Genomic DNA, 22243 nt, shown 5'->3' on the forward strand with positions numbered 1-22243 from the left:
TATAAAAAAACAAAAGGGGGATAACTATGAGGTTACGATTATCTTTACTGGCTGCTTTATTCTTAGCCTTTGTGCTATTTCTCGCAGCATGTAGCGGGGATGGTGGCGCAAATCCGGATGAATCATCTGATGATGCAGCAGCCGAAACGGATGAAACAGCAGATGGAGAATCTGAAGGAGAAGCTGAAGAAGCAAGTGCATCAGGTGATGGAGTATTAGTATTTGCTAGAGGTGGAGATTCTGAAAGCCTTGATCCTGGAAGTACGACAGATGGGGAATCTTCACGGGTTACACAGCAAGTATTAGAGGGGTTATTAACGTTTGAAACAGATTCCTTTGAATTGAAACCTGCGCTTGCCCATGATTGGGAGGTTTCAGAAGATGGTTTGAAATACACTTTCTATCTGGAAGAAGGGGTTACCTTCCATGATGGCACTCCGTTTAATGCTGAAGCCGTGAAAGTGAATTTTGAACGTTGGGCTGATCCAGAGCATGAGTATGCTTTTGCTGATGAAGGTTATGTTTATTCCATGTATGGCACCATGTTTGGTGGATATAAAGGAGAAGAGGGACATGTCATTGAAGAAATCAATGTTGTTAATGACTATGAGATTGAGTTTGTCCTGAACCAACCTTTAGGGTTCTTCCTTCAAAATCTTGGGATGAGCTATTTTGCAATCACATCTCCAGCAGCACTGGAAGAGTATGGGCCGGAAATCAATGAGAATCCGGTGGGTACTGGACCATTCAAATTTGTGAGCTGGACGAAAGATGACTCGATTATTCTTGATAAGTTCGAGGACTATCGAGTAGAAGGTCTACCGAAACTGGATCGGGTTATTTTTGAAGTGATTCCTGATAATGCCGCTCGACTCATTGCTCTTCGTTCTGGTGAAATTGATATTATGGATGGATTGAACCCGGATGATGCGGCAGGTGTTGAAGCAGAAGATGGTTTAGAGCTTCTGACAAGATCTGAAAATAACTTTGGATATGTAGGATTTAACACTCAAAAGGAACCTCTGGATAAGGTGGAGGTCCGTCAAGCGATCAACTATGCGATTGATAAACAAGCTATTGCAGATGCATTGTATGCCGGATATGCCACAACGGCGAAAAATCCGTTGCCACCAGGATATCTTGGATACAACGATGATGTAGAAGCTTATGGATATGACCCAGATAAGGCGCGTGAACTGTTAGCAGAAGCAGGGTTTGAAGATGGTTTGGATATTGAATTATGGACCATGCCTGTAGCAAGACCGTATATGCCAGACCCTGAAACGGTATCCCAGATTGTGCAAAATAATCTAGAGGATGTTGGAATAAACGCTACAATCGTCCGTGAAGAGTGGGCACCATATTTAGAAAAGACGTTACAGGGTGAGCATCAGCTCTTCATTCTTGGTTGGTCTGGAACAAACGGTGACCCGGATTACTTCTTAAGCAGTCTGTTACATGGTTCAAACGTAGGAAGCAGTAACCGTACATTCTACGTAAATGAAGAGGTTGATGAGTTGTTGGACGGTGCTAAACGTGCTATCGATCAAGACGAGCGCGCTGAATTATATGCCAAAGCTCAAGAGTTGATCTCCCAAGACTCGCCAATGGTGACACTTGTGCACTCTACACCGGTAATGGCTACAACAAGCAAGGTTAAGAACTATGTGCCACACCCATCAACAAGTGAGTCCCTGGCAGAAGTAGAATTAGTCGAGTAAATCTAATGTAAGGAATGATAGGGATAGTAGTCTATTGCTGCTATCCCTATATTTATCAGGGGTTAAACAGCCCGTAAATCCCTAATGCTTATCTATTTACGCTCCAATAAGAGGAAAGAATTTTAACATACTACACATTTATAAATTAACCTGTAATGACTTAATGTAGGGGAGGCTGAAAGATGGTCACTTATATCATTCGCCGCTTACTGATGCTTATCCCTGTCTTGATTGGGATGACGCTCATCACATTTTCCATTGTCCATCTCATACCTGGTAACCCAGCGCAGGTGATTTTGGGGGAAACAGCTACCGGCGAGGCGATTGCAAATTTAGAAGAAACGATGGGATTAAATGAACCATATTTTGTTCAATACTGGAACTATCTTTTAGATTTATTGCAAGGTGATTTAGGAACTTCATTACGATCAAAAGCGGAAATTTCTAGTGAAATATTACCGTACATAGCAGCAACTTTTGAGCTGACGTTTTTTGCAATGCTATTTGCCATTATTGTAGGAGTCAATGCTGGGATTATTAGTGCTTGGAAACAAAATTCCTGGTTTGACTTTTTGGCGATGCTTTTTGCATTAGTTGGTGTATCTATGCCTGTATTCTGGCTAGCATTAATGGAGCAGTGGATATTCGCTCAGGAGCTTGGTTGGCTACCGGCGTACGGCAGGCAAGATAGTAGAGATCCGATAGCCGCAATCACGCATCTTTATGTACTTGATTCATTGATTCATCTTGATTTTGCACGTGCATTCACGATACTAAAGCATCTAATATTGCCGAGTATCGCTCTTGGTACCATTCCAATGGCGATCATAGCGCGGATGACCAGATCAAGCATGCTTGAAGTGATGAAATCTGATTATATCCGTACAGTCCGTGCAAAAGGCTCTGGCCAATTTCTGGTGATTTACAAGCACGCACTTAAAAACGCGATGATACCAGTAGTCACTGTTATTGGTTTACAGACTGGTGTGCTGTTAGGGGGAGCGATTCTTACCGAAACGATTTTCAGCTGGCCGGGGGTCGGCAGGTATGTATATGAGGCGATCAACTATCGTGATTATCCTGTCATACAGTCAGGAATCCTCGTCATCGCCTTCATCTTTGTGATGATTAATTTATTCGTTGATATTTTATACAAAAAATTAGACCCAAGGATTAAATATTAGGAGGTGGGACAAGTGAAGCTGGATGAAAAAAATGCTCAGCAAATCGTTCCAAATCCTGTTGATCCGGGTCAAGCTATGGAAGCTGACGAAATCGAAGCGATTTCTCCGTGGAAGGATACATTCAGGCAATTAAGGAAAAATCGATTTGCAATTATTGGCTTTACGATCATTATTTTCTTTATTTTGGTAGCAATCTTTGCTCCGTTATTTACGAGCTATACATATCACCAACAAGACCTGGTGAATCGATTGCAGCCACCATCAGCAGAATTCTGGCTCGGTACGGATCATTTAGGGAGAGATATTTTTACAAGGCTCGTTTATGGTGCGAGAGTTTCTTTGATGGTTGGGTTTATAGCCGTAACTGGAGCGTTGGTGTTTGGGACACTGCTAGGCGTAACCGCGGGTTATTTCGGCCGTTGGGTTGATATGATCATTTCTCGTATTTTTGATATACTGCTAGCTTTTCCGAGTATTCTATTAGCGATTGCCATTGTCGCGATTTTGGGACCTTCTTTGGAAAATGCCCTTTTGGCGATTGCGATTATCAATATACCGATATTCGGTAGACTTGTCCGTTCCCGAGTCATCAGCTTACGGGAGGAAGAATATATCATGGCTGCCAAGGCACAAGGGATGAAGAATGGTAGAATTATCTTTCAGCATATTTTGCCGAACAGTATTGCGCCAATCATCGTCCAGTCAACGCTAGGATTTGGAACTGCAATTTTAGAAGCAGCCGCTTTAGGTTTTTTAGGTCTGGGAGCGCAGCCACCAACACCAGAATGGGGACAGATGTTGGCAGATTCCCGAGACTTCATTCAGTTGGCCCCTTGGACGGTTATTGTTCCTGGTGTGGCAATCATGCTTGTTGTGTTAGGATTCAACCTGATTGGCGACGGATTGCGAGATGCGTTGGACCCGAAAATGAAGAATTGACAGTTGTAAAATACACTTTGCTTTTTTAGCAAGTGTATTTTACTTTGATAATAAGAAAGATTGTATATATAGTAGAATTAGAGATGAAGCAAAGTGCGGGAAGGAGCTGTAACAAAATGAAACAACATTTAGTTCAACAGCAAACAATCCAGCGAAAACTAAATCAGTCCCTCATTCAATCGATACAATTACTACAGTTCACTTCCATAGAGCTGTATGAATATATCGAAGAAATTGTAAAGGAAAATCCTTTGATTGAAGAAGTCGTTTATGACTCGGATATGCAGTCCCACTCGTTCCGTTCCTCTGAAACCGTATCCATGGAAGGAATGAATGCTGCTGAAAAGACACTATATGACCGTTTAAAAGAACAACTATTTACGATACATATTCCCGAGGATTTGCTTCCTATCGTTGAATTTGGTATATATTCATTAAATGAAAATGGTTATTTAGAAATCACCTTAGAAGAATGGGCAGAAAACTGTTCAACTCCGCTGACGGTTGTTGAAGAAGCATTACAAGTAATCCAACAACTTGAACCGAATGGGGTTGGTGCTCGTAACCTAGGTGAGTGTATCCATTTACAATTACGTCATATGGAAGACTACCAATCTTATATGGAAGACTTGCTTCATAACCACTTGGATTGGATCGCCGATTTTAATTATGATGCAATCAAAAAAGAATATCATATTGAATCAGATGAGATTACAGAGCTGATGAAAATGATTCAAGCATGTAATCCAAAACCTGGAAAGTTACTGGATACATCAGAAGTGGAATACATCGTTCCTGAAGCAAAAATTTATAAAGAAGATGATACATGGAAAATTTCATTCTATAATTGGAGTGTTCCGAAGCTGGTCATTAATCCACTTTATGAAAACATCGAAGATAAGCAGGCTGCTGAATTCCTGAAAAGGAAACGTGAGCAATTGAATTGGCTGGAGGGAGCCATAAAGTATCGGACAGCTACCATAGAGCTAGTCATCCGCAAAGTAGTCGAAAAGCAGTTGCAATTTTTTGAACAAGGTTTATTGCATCTTGAGCCGATGACCTTGAAAGACGTGGCCGATGAATTGGATTTACATCCATCGACAATCAGTCGTACAATCAGCAATAAATATGTGGAGACGCCTCATGGTGTTTTTGCTATTAAGTTCTTTTTTCAGACGGGCATTAAACAAAATGGAGAGAAGATAGCAGCTATTGTAATAAAACATATGATAAAGAATGTGATAGATGGTGAAGATAAAAATCATCCATTATCGGATGAGAAAATCAAAGAAATATTGAGCGAGCAGTATTCTTTGGAAATCGCACGGCGAACCGTGATGAAATATCGCCAGGAATTGAATATCCCAGCTTCATATAAAAGAAAGGAGTAGGACGGGACTTGCATATTATTTTTTACACCAAAGAAGTATGTTCTTTATGTGATGATGCAGAAGGTTTGCTTTCCGCATTGGAATCAGAATATCCACATACGATTGAAAAGAGGGATATTTATACAAAAGACGAATGGTTGGAAGAATACCAGCTTTTGATTCCAGTAGTAGAGGTAAATGGTGAACAACTAAATTGTGAGCAGATCAATTATGATTCGTTAAAAGCCTTGTTACATAAGCACCAGAAGAGAGATTGAAAAATCAATCTCTTTTTTTATGTTCATTTTCTTTGTAAAAAAAAATGACTATGTTATAATGAAATCATGAAGAGGGACACAAAACGTCTATCCTTGGACAATAGTTGTCCAGAAGGAGGGGTATGAACATGAAAGGAATCGTCAACCTTCAAAAGCAGCTCGTCCCAGATTTGTTGCAAGTCATGATTGAACGGTTTACGATTTTACAGTCTGTTCGATTATACCAGCCAATCGGGAGGCGGGCCCTCAGCGAGAATGTGGATCTGACAGAGCGACAAGTCCGCAGTGAGGTTGATTTCTTGCAAGCACAGGGTCTTCTGGACATCACAAGTAAAGGGATGTTTGTTACAAAAGAAGGCGCCCTCCTGTTAGAAAACCTCGCAGATTACATGAGTGAATTAAGAGGTCTTCATGTTTTAGAAAATCGAATTAAGGAAAAGCTATCTATAGCCAATGTGATTATTGTACCTGGTGATAGTGATGAACAGGAATGGGTCAAACAAGAGATGGGGAAAGCATGTGTCACGTATTTGAAATCCATCATCTCAACGAATAATACAATAGCAGTCACCGGTGGAAGTTCGATAGCAGCAGTAGCCAATGTGATGACCCCTTTAAATAAGGAAGAAGATTATCTTTTCGTTCCTGCTAGAGGAGCACTTGGTGAAAAAGTGGAAAACCAGTCCACAAGAATAGCTGAAGAAATGGCGAAAAAATCCCGTGGGAATTACAGTTTGCTTTATGTGCCAGATCCTTTAAGTGAAGCAGCCTATCAAAGTTTGATGGAAGAGCCTTCCATCCAAGATATTGTAGGTAAAATAAAGCAGGCGGATATTGTTCTGCACGGAGTCGGAGATGCTCTGAAAATGGCATATCGACGGAAAACTTCAGCTGAAATTATTGGCAGGTTAAAAGAGAAGCAAGCTGTGAGTGAAGCATTTGGTTATTATTTCGACCAGTCGGGAAATATTGTCCATAGAGTTCGTACAGTCGGATTGCACTTGGAAGACTTGAAGACAATCCCCCATGTCATCACCATTGCTGGTGGGAAATCTAAAGGAAAAGCACTTGCATCCTATTTCAAAACGGGTAAAAGTGAGCTTCTTATCACGGATGAAGCTTGTGCAGAAGAGATTTTAAAAGGGTAAAAGCCTTTTAAATAAATATATCAATTACTATATTTTTATAAATTAGGGAGGCAATATCATGGCAGTAAAAGTTGGTATTAATGGGTTTGGTAGAATTGGTCGTCTTGCACTTCGTAACGCACTTGAGAATAAAGAAGTAGATGTAGTAGCAGTCAATGACTTGACAGATGCTAACATGCTTGCACATCTTTTGAAATATGACTCTGTTCATGGTCGTATGAACGAGGAAGTTAAAGCAGAAGGATCCAGCATTTTTGTTGGAGAGAAGGAAATCAAAGTTTATTCTGAAAGTGATCCAGCGAATATCCCTTGGACTGAACTAGGCGTAGAAGTTGTAATTGAATCTACAGGTCGATTCACAAAACGCGATGCAGCTCAAAAACATATTGATGCTGGTGCTAAAAAAGTTATTATTTCTGCACCTGCTCAAGAAGAGGACCTTACTATTGTAATGGGTGTAAATGATGATAAATATGATCCTGCACAACATCATGTTATTTCAAACGCATCTTGTACAACAAACTGTATCGCACCATTCACAAAAGTATTAAATGACAGCTTTGGTGTAAAACGCGGGTTGATGACAACAATCCACTCTTATACAAATGACCAGCATACTCTAGATTCACCGCATAAAGATTATCGCCGTGCACGTGCAGCTGCAGAAAACATTATTCCTACAACTACTGGTGCTGCAAAAGCGGTTGGTAAAGTATTACCTGAACTTAATGGTAAGCTTAACGGTATGGCTGTTCGTGTACCGACTGCAGACGGATCTCTAACTGATCTTGTAGTGGAATTAGAGAAAAATGTAACTGCTGAAGAAGTAAACAATGCGTTCAGAGAAGCAGCTGAAGGTCCTATGAAAGGTATCTTGGAATATACAGAAGACCCAATCGTTTCTTCTGATATTATCGGAAACAAACATTCTTCTATTGTTGACGGACTTTCAACAATGGTAATGGAAGACAACTTAGTTAAAGTTGTTTCATGGTATGACAACGAATATGCATATGCAGCACGTTGTATCGATCTTGTAGTGTTCATGAATAATAAAGGTCTATAATCTAACCCGACGAATTGTATAGATTCTGGAAGCGGAGGAGGAAGAAACATCCTCCTCCGCTTTTTCATTTATCTATTACAATACATAAATAAAAAACTAATAATCATTCCATGTATTCCCTCTTAATAACAAGCGTTTCATGTGGACCTGTTATATAATGATTAATGGTTAGTATGCTAGGGAAACCTAAACACTAGTAGATTTTTTCTATTACCATTTGGGAGGTTAGTAAGATGCAGAAGAAAACGATGAAAGACTTTGATGTAAAAGGGAAAAGAGTGTTCTGCCGAGTAGATTTCAACGTACCAATGAAAGATGGGCAAGTCACTGATGATACTCGAATCAAAGCGGCAATCCCAACAATTGAATATTTAACAGAAAATGGTGCGAAAGTAATTTTAGCAAGTCACTTAGGCCGACCAAAAGGTAAAGTGGTAGAGGAATTAAGATTGGATGCTGTCGCAGAACGATTGAGCAATTTAACCGGTAAAGAAGTGACAAAAACAGATACAGTGTACGGTGAAGAAGTGAGTGAAGCTGTATCTAACTTAAATGACGGTGACATTCTATTGATTGAAAATGTCCGCTTTGAAGCGGGTGAAGAAGCGAACGATCCGGCACTTGCAGAGGAATTCGCGAAGATTGCTGATTTGTACGTTAATGATGCTTTTGGAGCTGCTCACCGTGCTCATGCTTCAACCGTTGGTGTTGCTGAGAAGTTACCGGCAGCGGCAGGCTTTTTAATGGAAAAGGAAATTGAAGCTCTCGGTAATGCTTTATCAGATCCGAAGCGCCCGTTTACAGCAATTATAGGCGGAGCAAAAGTAAAAGATAAAATAAACGTGATTGATAATCTTCTTGATAAAGTGGATAACTTGATAATCGGTGGAGGGCTGGCTTATACATTTATTAAAGCGCAAGGCCATGAGATTGGAAAGTCACTTCTTGAAGAAGACAAGTTAGATTTAGCGAATGAATTCATCGCTAAAGCAAAAGAAAAGAATGTAAACTTCTTGATGCCGATTGATACTGTAGTTGCAAGTGATTTTTCAGATAGTGCAGATACGAAAATTGTACCTGTAGATGAGATTCCGGCTGATTGGGAAGGACTGGATATCGGTCCTGATACAAGAGAGCTTTATCGTAAAACAATTCTTGAATCTGCTTTAATTTTATGGAACGGACCGATGGGTGTGTTTGAAATGAACTCATTCGCCGGAGGTACCCGAGAAGTTGCCCAAGCACTAGCAGATACAGAAGGATTCTCCATCATCGGTGGAGGGGATTCGGCTGCTGCGGTTGAGAAGTTTGGCTTGGCGGAACAAATGGATCACGTATCAACTGGTGGCGGTGCTTCCCTTGAATTCATGGAAGGAAAAGTATTGCCAGGTTTAGCTGCTTTAAATGATAAATAATAAGGGGAGGATGAAATCATGCGTAAGAGAGTAATTGCAGGAAATTGGAAAATGAATAAAACAGCGAATGAAGTAAAAAAATTTGTTGAATCTATTCGAGAAAAAGTTCCAGCTTCTGAAAAAGTGGAAGCTATTGTCTGTGCGCCATTCCCATATTTAGCAAAACTAGTTGAGGATACTGCGAACACAAACATTAAAGTTGCGGCACAGAATATGCATTTTGAAGATAGTGGAGCTTTCACAGGTGAGGTAAGCCCGGTTATGTTGAAAGATATCGGTGTTACCCACGTCATTATTGGTCATTCCGAAAGAAGAGAGTTTTTTGCGGAAACAGACAATACTGTAAATCAAAAAACAAAAGCTGCTCATCATCACGGTTTAGTCCCAATCGTTTGTGTTGGTGAAAGCTTAGAACAACGGGAAGCGGATGAAACTGTACAGCATGTCCGCAACCAAGTGACAGAAGCATTAAAAGGCTTATCAGAAGAGGAAGTATCTCAAACCATCATTGCATATGAACCGATTTGGGCAATTGGAACAGGAAAGACAGCATCAAGTGAAGATGCAAATGAAGTATGCCGTGAAATTCGTCAAGTCGTAAAAGAATTGACTTCTGAAGATGCAGCAGAAAAGGTAATTATCCAATATGGCGGCAGCGTAAAGCCTGCAACAATCGATGAGCTATTGAGTCAGTCTGATGTAGACGGAGCTTTAGTTGGTGGAGCAAGTCTCGAGGCGGATTCCTTCCTATCCCTTGTGGAGGCAGGTACAAAATGAGTCAGGATAAGTTAGCAGCACTAATCATCTTAGATGGATTTGCATTACGGGACGAAACGAAGGGAAATGCTGTTAAACTAGCGCATACGCCTAACTTTGATCGCTATTGGAACAACTATCCACACAACCGATTAACGGCAAGTGGAGAAGCGGTTGGATTACCAGATGGACAAATGGGAAACTCTGAAGTGGGGCATCTGAATATCGGCGCTGGCCGAATCGTTTATCAGAGCCTGACTCGAGTGAATTTGGCAATTCGTGAAGGTGATTTTTTCCAAATCGATGCCTTCCTTCAAACTATCCATAAGGCAAAAACAAGTGAAAAAGCGCTCCATCTATTTGGATTATTATCAGATGGCGGTGTCCATAGTCATATTAATCATTTGTTTGCATTGCTTGAACTTGCTAAAGCGAATGATTTGGAAAAAGTATATGTCCATGCATTTCTAGACGGCCGTGACGTTGGTCCGAAGACAGCGGGAGATTATATCCGTCAAACGGAAGAAAAAATGGCTGAGCTTGGAGTTGGACAGTTTGCGACGATTTCTGGACGCTACTATTCCATGGACCGCGACCGTCGCTGGGATCGTGTGAAAAAAGCCTATGAAGCCATGGTACATGGAAAAGGACCAAAATATCATAAGCCAATTGATGTAGTTTATGATTCCTATGAGCAAGGTGTTGTCGATGAATTTATCCTTCCATCTGTCATTGTAGATGATAACGGTGAACCTATCGGAAAGATTGAAGATAATGATTCCATCATTTTCTATAACTTCCGTCCAGATCGCGCGATTCAAATCTCAAGGACCTTTACTGATGCAGACTTCCGCGATTTTGAACGTGGGGATAATGTTCCGCAAGATATCGATTTTGTAACTTTTACAAATTATAGTGATGATATCAATAGTTCAGTAGCTTTTGGACCGACTAATCTACGTAAAACTGTAGGAGAAGTGATCTCGGATAACGGATTGAATCAGCTCCGCATTGCTGAAACGGAAAAGTATCCGCATGTCACTTACTTTATGAGTGGTGGTCGTCATGAAGAATTTCCAGGAGAAAAACGTATTTTAATTGATTCACCAAAAGTTGCGACGTATGATCTAAAACCGGAAATGAGTGCCTATGAAGTGACGGATGCCTTGATGAAGGAATTGGAAGAAGGGAATCAGAATGCAATTATCCTTAACTTCGCCAACCCAGATATGGTTGGACATTCTGGAAAGTTAGAACCGACAATTAAGGCAATTGAAGCAGTGGATGAATGTTTAGGCAAGATTGTCGATAAAATTATCGAACTTGGTGGTACTGCGATTATTACGGCAGACCACGGTAACTCAGATGAAGTTACTACATTAGATGGTAATCCAATGACGGCTCATACGACTAATCCGGTACCGGTCATTGTAACAAAACAAGGTGTTGCCTTAAAAGATGGTGGTATCTTGGCTGACTTGGCACCAACTTTACTTGATGTGCTGGGGATAGAGAAACCAGATGAGATGACAGGTAATTCCTTGCTAATTGATAAAAATTAAGCTTTACTTAAGCTAGATGAAAAAAGGAGAGATGTTAACATGCCATACATTACTGATGTTTATGCAAGAGAAGTATTAGACTCCCGTGGGAACCCGACAGTTGAGGTTGAAATTTCAACAGAATCCGGTGGTTTCGGATCTTCACTAGTTCCAAGTGGTGCTTCAACTGGTGAATATGAAGCAGTTGAACTTCGTGATGGAGATAAAAGCCGTTACCTTGGAAAAGGTGTTGAAAAAGCAGTTAAAAATGTTAATGAGATTATCGCTCCAGAATTAATCGGTCTTGATGTTACAAGACAAAACGTGATTGATGCTCTATTGATAGAGTTGGATGGCACAGAAAACAAGGGTAAATTAGGTGCCAACGCTATTTTAGGCGTATCTATGGCTGCTGCTCATGCTGCATCCAGCTATCTAGATCTTCCACTTTACAATTATCTTGGTGGATTTAACGCAAAAGTATTGCCGACTCCGATGATGAATATCTTGAACGGTGGAGAACATGCGGATAATAACGTGGATATTCAAGAATTCATGATTATGCCGGTTGCTGCTCCAACATTTAAAGAAGCGTTACGCATCGGTACGGAAATCTTCCATTCCTTGAAGAAAGTTCTATCTGACAAAGGCCTAAACACCGCTGTTGGTGATGAAGGTGGATTTGCTCCTAACCTTTCTTCAAACGAAGAAGCATTACAGACAATCATTGAAGCGATTGAAGCTGCTGGTTACAAACCAGGTGAAGAAATTAAACTTGCAATGGACGTAGCCGCTTCTGAGATTTACGAAGATGGTAAATACAACCTTAAAGGTGAAGGTGTCGTTCGTACTTCTGAAGAAATGGTTGACTGGTATGAAGAGATGATCAATAAATACCCTATCGTTTCGATTGAAGATGGTCTTGATGAAAATGACTGGGAAGGCTTCAAGTTGTTGACGGACCGTATCGGCGACCGAGTTCAACTAGTTGGTGATGACTTGTTCGTTACTAATACTGCTAAGCTTTCTGAAGGAATTGAAAAAGGTGTAGGAAATTCCATCCTCATCAAAGTGAACCAAATTGGTACACTTACTGAAACGTTTGAAGCAATTGAAATGGCGAAACGTGCTGGATACACAGCAGTAATTTCTCACCGTTCTGGGGAAACAGAAGACGCGACAATTGCAGATATTGCAGTAGCAACGAACGCAGGTCAAATCAAAACTGGTGCACCATCCCGTACAGACCGTGTTGCGAAATACAACCAATTGTTACGCATTGAAGATGAACTCGCTGGCTTAGGTGAGTACGCAGGCGAAACAGCATTTTACAACTTAAAAAAATAAATCTATAGAAAATACCCTAGGCTGAATTTAGTCTAGGGTATTTTTATGCTTAACTTTCTAGGTTGTCATGTTCTAAAATTGCTAGAACAACGGAAGTTCTCCTTATGCGTCCTTAGATGCTTTCTAAGGACGCGAATGGAGAGGGGAATGCCCTGTTACTTGTAGTTATAACCCTTGTAAGTACATGAATAGGCATGGGGATGGCTTGATTCGTGTTCTTATAGCCTTTATAAGGACACGAATGGACATAAGAATGCATTGATACTTGTTCTTATATGCTTTGTAAGTGCATGAATAGGCATGGGGATGGACTTATTCGTGATCTTATAGTCTTTATAAGGACACGAATGGACATGAGAATGCAGCGATACTTGTTCCTATATGCTTTGTAAGTGCATGAATAGGCATGGGGATGGACTCATTCGTGTCCTTATACCCTATATAAGGACACGAATGGACATGAGAATGCATTAATACTTGTTCTTATATGCTTTGTAAGCGCATGGATAGGCATTGGGATGGACTTATTCGTGTTCTTATAGTCTTTATAAGGACACGAATGGACATAAGAATGTATTGATACTTGTTCTTATATGCTTTGTAAGTGCATGAATAGGGATGGGGATGGACTTATTCGTGTTCTTATAGCCTTTATAAGGACACGAATGGACATGAGAATGCAGCGATACTTGTTCTTATATGCTTTGTAAGTGCATGAATAGGGATGGGGATGGACTTATTCGTGTTCTTATAGTCTTTATAAGGACAAGAATGGACATGAGAATGCAGGATTACTTGTACTTAGACCTCTTGTAAGTACATGAATAGGAACGACGATGAGTTAATTCCTGTTCTTATAGCTTTACAAGGACATGAATGGACAGGAGAATACATGGTTACTTGTACTTATAACCCTCGTAAAGACTGGAATACCTCAAATGTCCACTTCCTGTCCTTACAGCAAAGAATACCCTCCTACTCATTGTTCTTATTGTAGTGAGGTTACAGTATCGTTATAATCAATTTGAATGGGGGATGTACATGGATATATTACGAACGATAAAAGAAAGGCGTTCCACGCTTGCATTTAAAAATGAAGAGATCGATATTGCGACCTTAAAGGAGATATTTACATATGGTTCCTATGCACCAACCCACTATATGTCAGAAGCATGGCGAATTAAGCTTTATCAAGGAAAAGGAAAACAAATACTAGTCCAAGCCATTTTAAACAGTTATCAGCGTGTTGGGATGCTCCCCAAAGGTGATTCACCAAAAGCAGTTCGTTCCAGGGAGTCTATCGGTAATTTTCTCTTGACGATTCCACATCATGCACTGATTTATTATGAAAAACCGCAAGACCGAATCCGTAATGAAGAAGAGTACTCATCGATTGCTGCATTTATCCAAAATTGTCAGCTTGCAGCTTGGGAATATGATATTGGAATGCTTTGGACGATAACGCCTTATATGCATGATGAACAGTTCATCAAAGAAATTGGGCTGGACCCAGATAAACATAAAATTTCAGCTGTCTTGCAAATTGGTTATCCAGAAAAAGTGACGAGGGATAAGGGGAGAAAACCTGTTAAGGAGTTTCTTGAGGTAATCGAATAAAGAGTAAATATGGATATTTACGGTAAAAGCAAAACAATCATATTATTCTTCTTAATAAAAATGGGTCAATCAAGGATTATCTTGATTGACCCATAATATTACATATTTGTTTTTTCTTTAATAAACTCGACCACTTCTTCGTCTGTACCCATATTCAGCAATTGCTCTTTATAGGATGCCATCTCTTCTTTAGAAAGATTTTTGATTTGTGTTCTTGCTGGTAGAATGGATGTGGCACTCATACTAAATTCATCTAGTCCAAGACCAAGCAATATTGGAATGGCGATTGGATCGCCTGCCATTTCACCACACATGCCAACCCACTTACCTTCGCTATGAGCAGCTTCAATAACGTTATTGACTAAATTAAGAATTGCAGGATGGTACGGCTGGTATAAGTAGGAAACTTGCTCGTTCATCCGATCTGCTGCCATCGTGTATTGAATTAAATCGTTCGTACCAATACTGAAGAAATCAACTTCTTTGGCAAACTGGCGTGCAAGCACAGCCGTGGAAGGGATTTCCACCATGATACCAACTTCAATATCATCTGATACAGCTATTCCTTCATTTTTAAGTGACTCTTTTTCCTCCAAGAGCAACGCCTTAGCTGCTCGGAACTCTTCAAGCGTAGCTATCATTGGGAACATGATTTTCAAGTTTCCATGAACGCTTGCTCTTAAAAGAGCTCGAAGCTGAGGACGGAACACATCTTCATTTTCTAAACAGAAACGAATGGCACGGAAACCGAGAAACGGGTTCATTTCTTTAGGCAAATCGAGATAACTTAGTTCTTTATCTCCTCCGATATCAAGCGTTCGAACGACAACTGCTTTTCCGTCCATTTGTTCTAGAACGGATTTATATGCTTCGTATTGTTCCTCTTCACTAGGCAGGGAAGACTTGCCCATATATAAGAATTCTGTCCGATATAAGCCTACTGCTTCTCCACCATTGTTAAGTACACCTTCGATATCATCCGGCGTACCAATATTGGCAGCGAGTTCAACTTGTACTCCATCAGCAGAATAAGTTTTTTCATTTTTTAACTTTGCCCATTCCTGTTTTTGTTGTTCGTATTTTGCTTGTTTTTCACGATACTCTGATAATGTCGCTTCATCTGGGTTTATGATGACATTACCCTCTAGGCCGTCGACGATGACGATATCACCAGCTTGTACTGTTTCGGTGATCACACTTGTCCCAACAACTGCTGGGATCTCCAGAGAACGGGCCATGATAGCTGAGTGTGAAGTTCTACCTCCGATATCCGTTGCGAATCCCTTTACAAATTCCCGATTTAGTTGTGCAGTATCAGAAGGGGTCAGGTCATTAGCAATAACGATAACCTCTTCGTCGATTAGTGCTGGATCTGGGAATTGCACCTCAAGCAGGTGAGCAAGTACACGTTGGGTTACATCACGGATATCTGCAGCCCGTTCACGCATATATTCATTATCCATATTTTCGAATAGATTAATAAAGCTTGTTGAAACTTCTTCTAAGGCCGCTTCAGCTATAAAGCTTTCTTCTTTTATTTTCTCTTTCATCGGATCGATCAGTTCCGGGTCATTCAAAATAAGTAAATGTGCGGAGAAAATCTCAGCATGATCTTCGCCAATTGTATTTCTCGTATGTTCTTTAATTTTTTCCAATTCTTCGATGGATGCATGTAACGCATTGTCCAGACGATTTATTTCGTGTTCAGGATCTGTTGCTTTCGTTTTTTCATAAGATAAATCTGGAGTCTCCAATTCGTAAACTTTTGAAATTGCAATACCTGCTGCTGCAGCTACACCATTAATTTTCTTCAAGTCAATCACTCCTTATGAAGTTGCTTACTTATCCATTGGTTGATAAATCGAAATACTTCTTGCTTATTCAATTCGTTATGCAATTCATGCCGGGCTTCTGGGTAGACGGCAACAAGAATATTTTCTATATCGGCTTTTGCATAACTTTCCGCTGCCTTAAATACCCCTTTGCTATAATTTCCTACAGGGTCTGCATCACCACTAATAAAAAGTATCGGTAAATCTTTTCTGATTCCTTTATTTTTCTCTTCATCCTGCATCGTTAAGATACCTGTCAATAAATCAACGAAAAAACCTGCAGAAGGGACGTATCCTGAAAGAGGGTCAGTAACATACTCCTCTACGACTTTGCTGTCTCTAGTCAACCAGTCGAAACTGGTCAAACGCTCTACTATCTTATTATTATAATTACCGAATACGAGATTGTTCATCAAGGTCGATTCTTTTCTCGGTTCCTGAAGTGTGGCTATTTCTAGACCTAATCTACTGCTCTTTTCAGGGAAGAATCCAGAGCCTGATAGTATTACTCCCGCCACTTCATGAGAATATTTTTGAATATAATTCCTTGCAATAAAAGAGCCCATGCTGTGGCCATAAATGAAAATAGGCAAGCTGGGATGTTCTTTTTTAATATACTGAATTAGATCATGAGTATCCTCTACCATCCGATCAAAACCATTGCTTTCAGCAATGAAACCAAGTTGGCCTTGTTTTTCACCGGTTTTACCGTGGCCTCGGTGGTCGTCACCATAGACGATGAAACCTTGTTTATTGAAGTGGGATGCAAGATGATCATAGCGGCCGATATGCTCGGTCATGCCGTGGGAGATGAGAATTACAGCTTTTGCTTCTGCAAGCCCTATTTCCCATTTTTGAATATATAATTCACAATCGTCGCTTGCAGTAAACCAAAAACTTTCATTCATGTACCCTCATCCTCCTATACTATCTATTATAACGTGCTTTAATAGAAAATGGAAAAGTTTGAACGTCCATCAATGAAAATGTAATAATAGTCTTGCTATGTAAAATATACTTGTGATAAAGTATATAATAGTTAATACACATTGAACTGGGTAAATCTCCGAATCTGTTCAGCTAATTGCTGTAGAGAAAGGGAATGGAATTCCTCAGATCTTAGTGAAGTTTCACTTATAGTCGCACGGGAGGTGTCATTATAACATGGTGATGGCAGTTAATATTCTACTTGTAATCGATGCAATTATTCTTATCGTATTTGTACTATTACAATCTGGGAAAAGTGCAGGACTTTCTGGAGCGATTTCCGGTGGTGCTGAACAATTATTTGGTAAGCAAAAAGCAAGAGGAATTGACTTGATTTTACATCGTGGTACGATTGTTACAGGAGTTATCTTTTTCCTCTTAGCATTTTTAAGTGCATATGTTTTATAGTAAAGTCTACCCTTATCACGCATGTGGTAAGGGTTTTTAAAATTTTGAAATAGCTGGTAAAGGAGCAGATTAGGATGAAAATTAAGCAGCCAATGCCATTTACTTTTGAAGCTGGACCTCGGGCTGTACTGTTATTGCACGGATTTACAGGACATACAGCAGATGTAAGAATGCTCGGGAGATATTTGGAGAAAGAAGGGTACACTTCGCATGCACCAATATACCGAGGCCATGGACTTCCGCCAGAGGAATTGGTCAAAACAAATGCTGATGAATGGTGGGCAGATGTTCAGCAAGCTTTCCAGCATTTAAAAGAACTAGGATACGAAGAAATTGCTGTTGCCGGTCTTTCGTTGGGTGGGGTGTTTGGATTGAAACTTGCCTACACAACAGAAATCAAAGGAATCATCTCCATGTGCGCACCAATGTTTTTTGATAATGAAAAGCAGTTGACCCAAGGATTTGAGTGGTTTTCTAAAGAGTATAAACAGCTTGAAGGAAAGGAAAAAGGAACGATAGAAAAAGAAGTCCAGGAATTAATGACTTCTGCACCGAAGCTGTTTCCAATGATTAAAGAAAAGATTGATGAGGTTAGGGAAAATATCGATACGATCTATACACCAACATTTGTAGTACAAGCCCGCCAAGATAAAATGATCAACACAGAAAGTGCCAATTACATTTATGAAAATGTAGAGGCAGACTTAAAAGACATCAAATGGTACGAAGAATCAGGGCATGTCATCACGATAGATAAACAAAAAGATGAACTACATAATGACATCCTCGACTTCTTGAATAAGCTCGATTGGAAAGAATGATTAAAAAAAGCTGTGAAAGGTAATAAATATAATGAAAGTAGGTGAGATGATGAAAGATAGAATTCTTACATTTTTTAATGAAAGAGATTCGAGACCATTAAGTGTGGATGAAATAGAAGAAAGTATGGAGATTACGGATGCAGAAGAATTTAAAGAATTAATCAAAACACTTAATCACTTGGAGGAAACTGGTGAGCTCGTCCGTACTAGAAAAAATCGTTATGGTCTACCGGAAAAAATGAACCTTGTATTGGGAAAAATCCAAATGCATAAAAAAGGATTCGCTTTTCTGCTGCCGGAAGAGGAGGGGCAGGAGGATATATATATTAATCCATCGGACTTAGCCTCTGCGATGAACGGAGATAAGGTCTTAGTCCGACGGGATAAGCCTTCTAATGCTGGCGAACGGGCAGAAGGAGTTGTTCTCCGTATACTGGAACGTGCAGTTACAGAAGTCGTGGGAACGTATGATGATAACCAGAATTTTGGATTTGTCATACCAGATGATAAGCGGATTCCTAATGATATCTTTATACCGAAGAGTAAAGCGAACGGTGCGGTAGACGGTCACAAAGTCATTGCCCGGATTACGAAATACCCTGAAGCGTGGAGTAGTGCAGAAGCGGAGATTACTCAGATTCTTGGGCATAAAAATGACCCGGGAATTGATATCATTTCCATCATCTATAAACATGGCATATCCATCGATTTCCCTGACGAAGTGTTAAAGCAGGCGGCTGAAACTCCTGAGGTAATAGCCCCGGAAGAGTTGGAAGGACGTAAGGACCGACGCGATGAAGTGATTGTCACGATCGATGGAGCGGATGCGAAAGACTTGGATGATGCTGTTTCAGTAAAAAAGTTGGATAATGGCAATTACTTGCTTGGTGTTTATATTGCAGATGTGACACACTATGTGGAAAAGGACTCTCCAATTGACAAAGAAGCATTTGAGAGAGGGACGAGTGTATATTTGGTCGATAGAGTTATCCCGATGATTCCTCATCGATTATCCAATGGTATTTGTTCACTCAACCCCCAAGTAGACCGTCTGACAATTGGCTGTGAAATGGAATTCAATTCCAGTGGGGAAGTAGTGAAACATGAAATTTTCCCAAGTGTGATCAATACGACGGAACGTATGACTTATTCAGATGTAAATAAAATTCTGGTCGATCTTGATGAGGAGCTACGGGAAAAGTACGCCGATTTGGTACCAATGTTTGAACATATGGAAAAGCTTGCGGAAATTTTACGTGGAAAGCGGAAAGGCCGTGGAGCGATTGATTTTGATTTCAAAGAGGCAAAAGTTCTCGTGGATGATGATGGTAAAGCTACGGACGTAGTTTTACGTGAGCGTTCTGTTGGAGAACGTTTAATCGAAGAATTCATGCTTGCTGCCAATGAAACGATTGCAGAGCATTTTCACTGGCTAGATGTACCATTTATCCATCGGATACATGAAGAACCAGACTCAGGAAAATTAGAAAGCTTTTTCGAATTTCTAGCAAGTTTAGGTGTTCCGGTGAAGGGGAAGGCGAATGATGTTCATCCTCAAGCTTTGCAAAAAGTGTTGGAAAAATTAAAAGATGAGCCAGAGGAAATGATTGTTTCCCGATTGATGCTGCGTTCTATGAAACAAGCGAAATATGCACCTGAGAGCGTCGGTCACTTTGGACTCGCAACAGAGTTTTATACCCATTTCACTTCTCCAATCCGTAGGTACCCGGACTTGATTGTCCATCGATTGATCCGTACGTATCTTTTTGATAAAGAAATGGATAGAAAAACACTTGCCACCTGGAGAGAATCACTTCCGGAAATTGCTAGACATACGTCTGAGATGGAACGGCGTGCAGTTGATGCAGAACGAGAAACGGATGATTTGAAGAAAGCCGAATTTATGCTTGATAAAGTCGGTGAAGAATATGAGGGTGTCATTAGTTCTGTAACAAACTTCGGGCTTTTTGTGGAGCTGGAGAACACGGTGGAAGGGCTTGTCCACGTCAGTTATTTAGTGGATGATTATTATCATTACAATGATCGGGCTCATGCTCTTATCGGTGAGCATACGGCAAAAATGTATCGAGTCGGTGATGCTGTGAAGGTAAGGGTGGTTCAAGTCAATCTTGAAGAACGAGTGGTTGATTTTGAACTTGTGGAAGCCAAGCCAAAAAAACGTCGTAAACCAGTGAAACAAGAAGTCGGTGCAAAACGACAGAGTAATTCCAAAGGAAAAGCGAATGGAATGAAGAAGAAACGGAAAAGAAGAAAGTAGAAATAAACAGCGGGAGAGAGGTCTCGCTGTTTTTATTTACTCTCAATTATAATAAAAGTTGCGCATGGTAAAAATATTTGTTGACAGCTAAGTTGGGTTTCACATATACTTATTCTAGAAGTAAATTTATATCATTTTGATTCGCTGTAATGGCGGGGGTGAAAAATTGGAACATGTAGGTCTAGCATTACTTTTTACGCTTTTTGCTGGTCTTGCTACCGGCGTTGGAAGTTTACTCGCGTTCTTTACAAAAACTACGAATACGAAATTCCTTTCATTTGCACTTGGTCTTTCTGCAGGTGTAATGATTTACGTATCAATGATTGAGATATTTTTCAAAGCAAAAGATGCACTAGTTTCTTCCTTTGGAGATACAGAAGGGTATTGGATAACTGTCGTTGCATTTTTCGGTGGAATGTTAGTTATTGGGATTATTGATCGATTCATTCCCACGTACTCTAATCCCCATGAAGTTAAAAAAGTTGAGGATATGAAGAAACCAGGAAATGCAATTAACGATCCGGAATTGATGAAAATGGGAATGTTCACTGCGTTGGCTATTGCTATCCACAACTTTCCGGAGGGGATTGCCACTTTCGTCTCGACATTGCAAGATCCCTCGATTGGGTTTGCCATCGCGGTCGCAGTAGCGATTCATAATATTCCTGAAGGGATTGCAGTATCTGTGCCGATTTACTATGCTACAGGGAACAAGAAGAAAGCTTTTAAGTATTCTTTTCTGTCGGGCTTAGCTGAACCGATAGGAGCCGTCATTGCATTCCTTGTTTTGATGCCTTTCTTAAGTGAGGCATTGTTTGGGATAATTTTTGCCATGGTTGCTGGAATAATGGTGTTCATCTCGTTGGATGAACTTTTACCGGCAGCAAAGCGTTACGACCAAACACATTTATCGATCTACGGTGTGATAGCAGGTATGGCAATTATGGCAATCAGCCTCATTTATTTACAATAGGCCTTGATTGTTGGCATATTCGCTGGAATTTGATAGAATTATATTCTATGCAAGGTTTTCGTGGGAGGTGTAATTATGCCTAAAGGATTAGGAAAATCAATCGCAGAAAACAGAAAAGCACGACATGATTATTTTATTGAAGATACGTATGAAGCAGGGATAGTCCTTCAAGGAACAGAAATTAAATCCCTAAGGCTCGGTCGGGTGAATATCAAAGATGCTCACGCTCGGATTGTAAACGGAGAGGTATATCTGGTTAATCTTCATATTGCTGAGTATGAACAAGGCAACCGATACAATCATGACCCGACCCGCTCCAGGAAACTGTTGCTGCACCGGAAGCAAATTGATAAATTGATCGGTTTGACGAAACAAGAAGGATATACGCTTGTACCACTGAAAATTTATATTAAAAATGGTTATGCAAAAGTGCTGATCGGCTTAGGTAAAGGTAAAAAGAAATTTGATAAGCGTGAAGATATGAAACGGAAACAAATGAAACGGGATGCGGACCGGGCGATGAAGGAGCACAACCAATAAGAGGCAACTGCCCGCTCCCCCT

General features: G+C 40.3%; 19 protein-coding genes. 17 read left to right on the top strand and 2 right to left on the bottom strand.

The window, feature by feature from the left end; all coding sequences use genetic code 11:
- Positions 1 to 26 precede the first annotated feature (26 nt).
- The 12 genes from ACFSBH_RS09340 to ACFSBH_RS09395 all read left to right on the top strand — a co-directional run bounded on the left by ACFSBH_RS09340 (position 27) and on the right by ACFSBH_RS09395 (position 14382).
- A complete protein-coding gene (locus ACFSBH_RS09340; RefSeq protein ID WP_379597202.1) occupies positions 27 to 1721 on the top strand; it encodes an ABC transporter substrate-binding protein in 1695 nt (564 codons plus the stop codon).
- A gap of 182 nt (positions 1722 to 1903) precedes the next feature.
- A complete protein-coding gene (locus ACFSBH_RS09345) occupies positions 1904 to 2905 on the top strand; it encodes an ABC transporter permease (RefSeq protein WP_251511325.1) in 1002 nt (333 codons plus the stop codon).
- A gap of 75 nt (positions 2906 to 2980) precedes the next feature.
- A complete protein-coding gene (gene nikC, locus ACFSBH_RS09350; RefSeq protein ID WP_251511717.1) occupies positions 2981 to 3844 on the top strand; it encodes a nickel transporter permease in 864 nt (287 codons plus the stop codon).
- A 116-nt stretch (positions 3845 to 3960) separates the two neighbouring features.
- Positions 3961 to 5235 (top strand): RNA polymerase factor sigma-54, encoded by a 1275-nt coding sequence (gene rpoN / locus ACFSBH_RS09355; RefSeq protein ID WP_251511326.1) that lies wholly within the window; start codon positions 3961 to 3963, stop codon positions 5233 to 5235.
- Positions 5236 to 5243: 8 nt separating this feature from the next.
- A complete protein-coding gene (locus ACFSBH_RS09360; RefSeq protein WP_251511327.1) occupies positions 5244 to 5492 on the top strand; it encodes a glutaredoxin family protein in 249 nt (82 codons plus the stop codon).
- A 128-nt stretch (positions 5493 to 5620) separates the two neighbouring features.
- Positions 5621 to 6640 carry a sugar-binding transcriptional regulator gene (locus ACFSBH_RS09365; RefSeq protein WP_251511328.1) on the top strand — a complete coding sequence of 340 codons (1020 nt, stop codon included), beginning with the start codon at positions 5621 to 5623 and terminating at the stop codon, positions 6638 to 6640.
- A 58-nt stretch (positions 6641 to 6698) separates the two neighbouring features.
- Positions 6699 to 7706, top strand: a complete 1008-nt coding sequence (gene gap, locus ACFSBH_RS09370; protein ID WP_251511332.1) for a type I glyceraldehyde-3-phosphate dehydrogenase — start codon at positions 6699 to 6701, stop codon at positions 7704 to 7706.
- Positions 7707 to 7939: 233 nt separating this feature from the next.
- Positions 7940 to 9121, top strand: coding sequence for a phosphoglycerate kinase (locus ACFSBH_RS09375; protein ID WP_379597205.1), 1182 nt, complete (start codon positions 7940 to 7942; stop codon positions 9119 to 9121).
- A gap of 18 nt (positions 9122 to 9139) precedes the next feature.
- Positions 9140 to 9898 (top strand): triose-phosphate isomerase, encoded by a 759-nt coding sequence (tpiA, locus tag ACFSBH_RS09380; RefSeq protein ID WP_379597207.1) that lies wholly within the window; start codon positions 9140 to 9142, stop codon positions 9896 to 9898.
- The gene (gene gpmI / locus ACFSBH_RS09385) at positions 9895 to 11439 is read left to right on the top strand and encodes a 2,3-bisphosphoglycerate-independent phosphoglycerate mutase (RefSeq protein ID WP_379597208.1); all 1545 of its coding nucleotides are present in this window, start codon (positions 9895 to 9897) and stop codon (positions 11437 to 11439) included. Before tpiA ends, gpmI begins: the two co-directional genes overlap by 4 nt.
- 39 nt (positions 11440 to 11478) lie before the next feature.
- The gene (eno, locus tag ACFSBH_RS09390; protein ID WP_251511338.1) at positions 11479 to 12765 is read left to right on the top strand and encodes a phosphopyruvate hydratase; all 1287 of its coding nucleotides are present in this window, start codon (positions 11479 to 11481) and stop codon (positions 12763 to 12765) included.
- Positions 12766 to 13806: 1041 nt separating this feature from the next.
- On the top strand, positions 13807 to 14382 hold the full coding sequence (locus ACFSBH_RS09395; RefSeq protein ID WP_251511339.1) for a nitroreductase family protein: 576 nt from the start codon (positions 13807 to 13809) through the stop codon (positions 14380 to 14382).
- Positions 14383 to 14480: 98 nt separating this feature from the next.
- Here the strand turns inward: ACFSBH_RS09395 and ptsP are convergent, their stop codons facing one another.
- Together ptsP and ACFSBH_RS09405 are read right to left on the bottom strand one after the other, a co-directional pair.
- Positions 14481 to 16196 (bottom strand): phosphoenolpyruvate--protein phosphotransferase, encoded by a 1716-nt coding sequence (ptsP, locus tag ACFSBH_RS09400; protein WP_251511340.1) that lies wholly within the window; start codon positions 16194 to 16196, stop codon positions 14481 to 14483.
- A 5-nt stretch (positions 16197 to 16201) separates the two neighbouring features.
- The gene (locus ACFSBH_RS09405) at positions 16202 to 17122 is read right to left on the bottom strand and encodes an alpha/beta hydrolase (RefSeq protein WP_251511341.1); all 921 of its coding nucleotides are present in this window, start codon (positions 17120 to 17122) and stop codon (positions 16202 to 16204) included.
- Positions 17123 to 17378: 256 nt separating this feature from the next.
- Here ACFSBH_RS09405 and secG point away from each other — a divergent pair, with 256 nt between their 5' ends.
- The 5 genes from secG (at position 17379) to smpB (ending at position 22221) form a co-directional block, all read left to right on the top strand.
- The gene (gene secG / locus ACFSBH_RS09410) at positions 17379 to 17609 is read left to right on the top strand and encodes a preprotein translocase subunit SecG (RefSeq protein WP_251511342.1); all 231 of its coding nucleotides are present in this window, start codon (positions 17379 to 17381) and stop codon (positions 17607 to 17609) included.
- Positions 17610 to 17683: 74 nt separating this feature from the next.
- Complete coding sequence (locus ACFSBH_RS09415) at positions 17684 to 18430, top strand: alpha/beta hydrolase (RefSeq protein WP_251511343.1); 747 nt, start codon at positions 17684 to 17686, stop codon at positions 18428 to 18430.
- A 49-nt stretch (positions 18431 to 18479) separates the two neighbouring features.
- Positions 18480 to 20708: a ribonuclease R gene (rnr, locus tag ACFSBH_RS09420; protein WP_251511344.1), complete on the top strand. Its 2229-nt coding sequence runs from the start codon at positions 18480 to 18482 to the stop codon at positions 20706 to 20708.
- 166 nt (positions 20709 to 20874) lie between these two features.
- A complete protein-coding gene (zupT, locus tag ACFSBH_RS09425; protein ID WP_251511346.1) occupies positions 20875 to 21681 on the top strand; it encodes a zinc transporter ZupT in 807 nt (268 codons plus the stop codon).
- A gap of 75 nt (positions 21682 to 21756) precedes the next feature.
- The gene (gene smpB, locus ACFSBH_RS09430; protein WP_379597213.1) at positions 21757 to 22221 is read left to right on the top strand and encodes an SsrA-binding protein SmpB; all 465 of its coding nucleotides are present in this window, start codon (positions 21757 to 21759) and stop codon (positions 22219 to 22221) included.
- Positions 22222 to 22243 lie beyond the last annotated feature (22 nt).

Origin of the sequence: Oceanobacillus luteolus, from assembly GCF_042678205.1 — a bacterium.
Lineage (GTDB): Bacteria > Bacillota > Bacilli > Bacillales > Amphibacillaceae > Oceanobacillus > Oceanobacillus luteolus.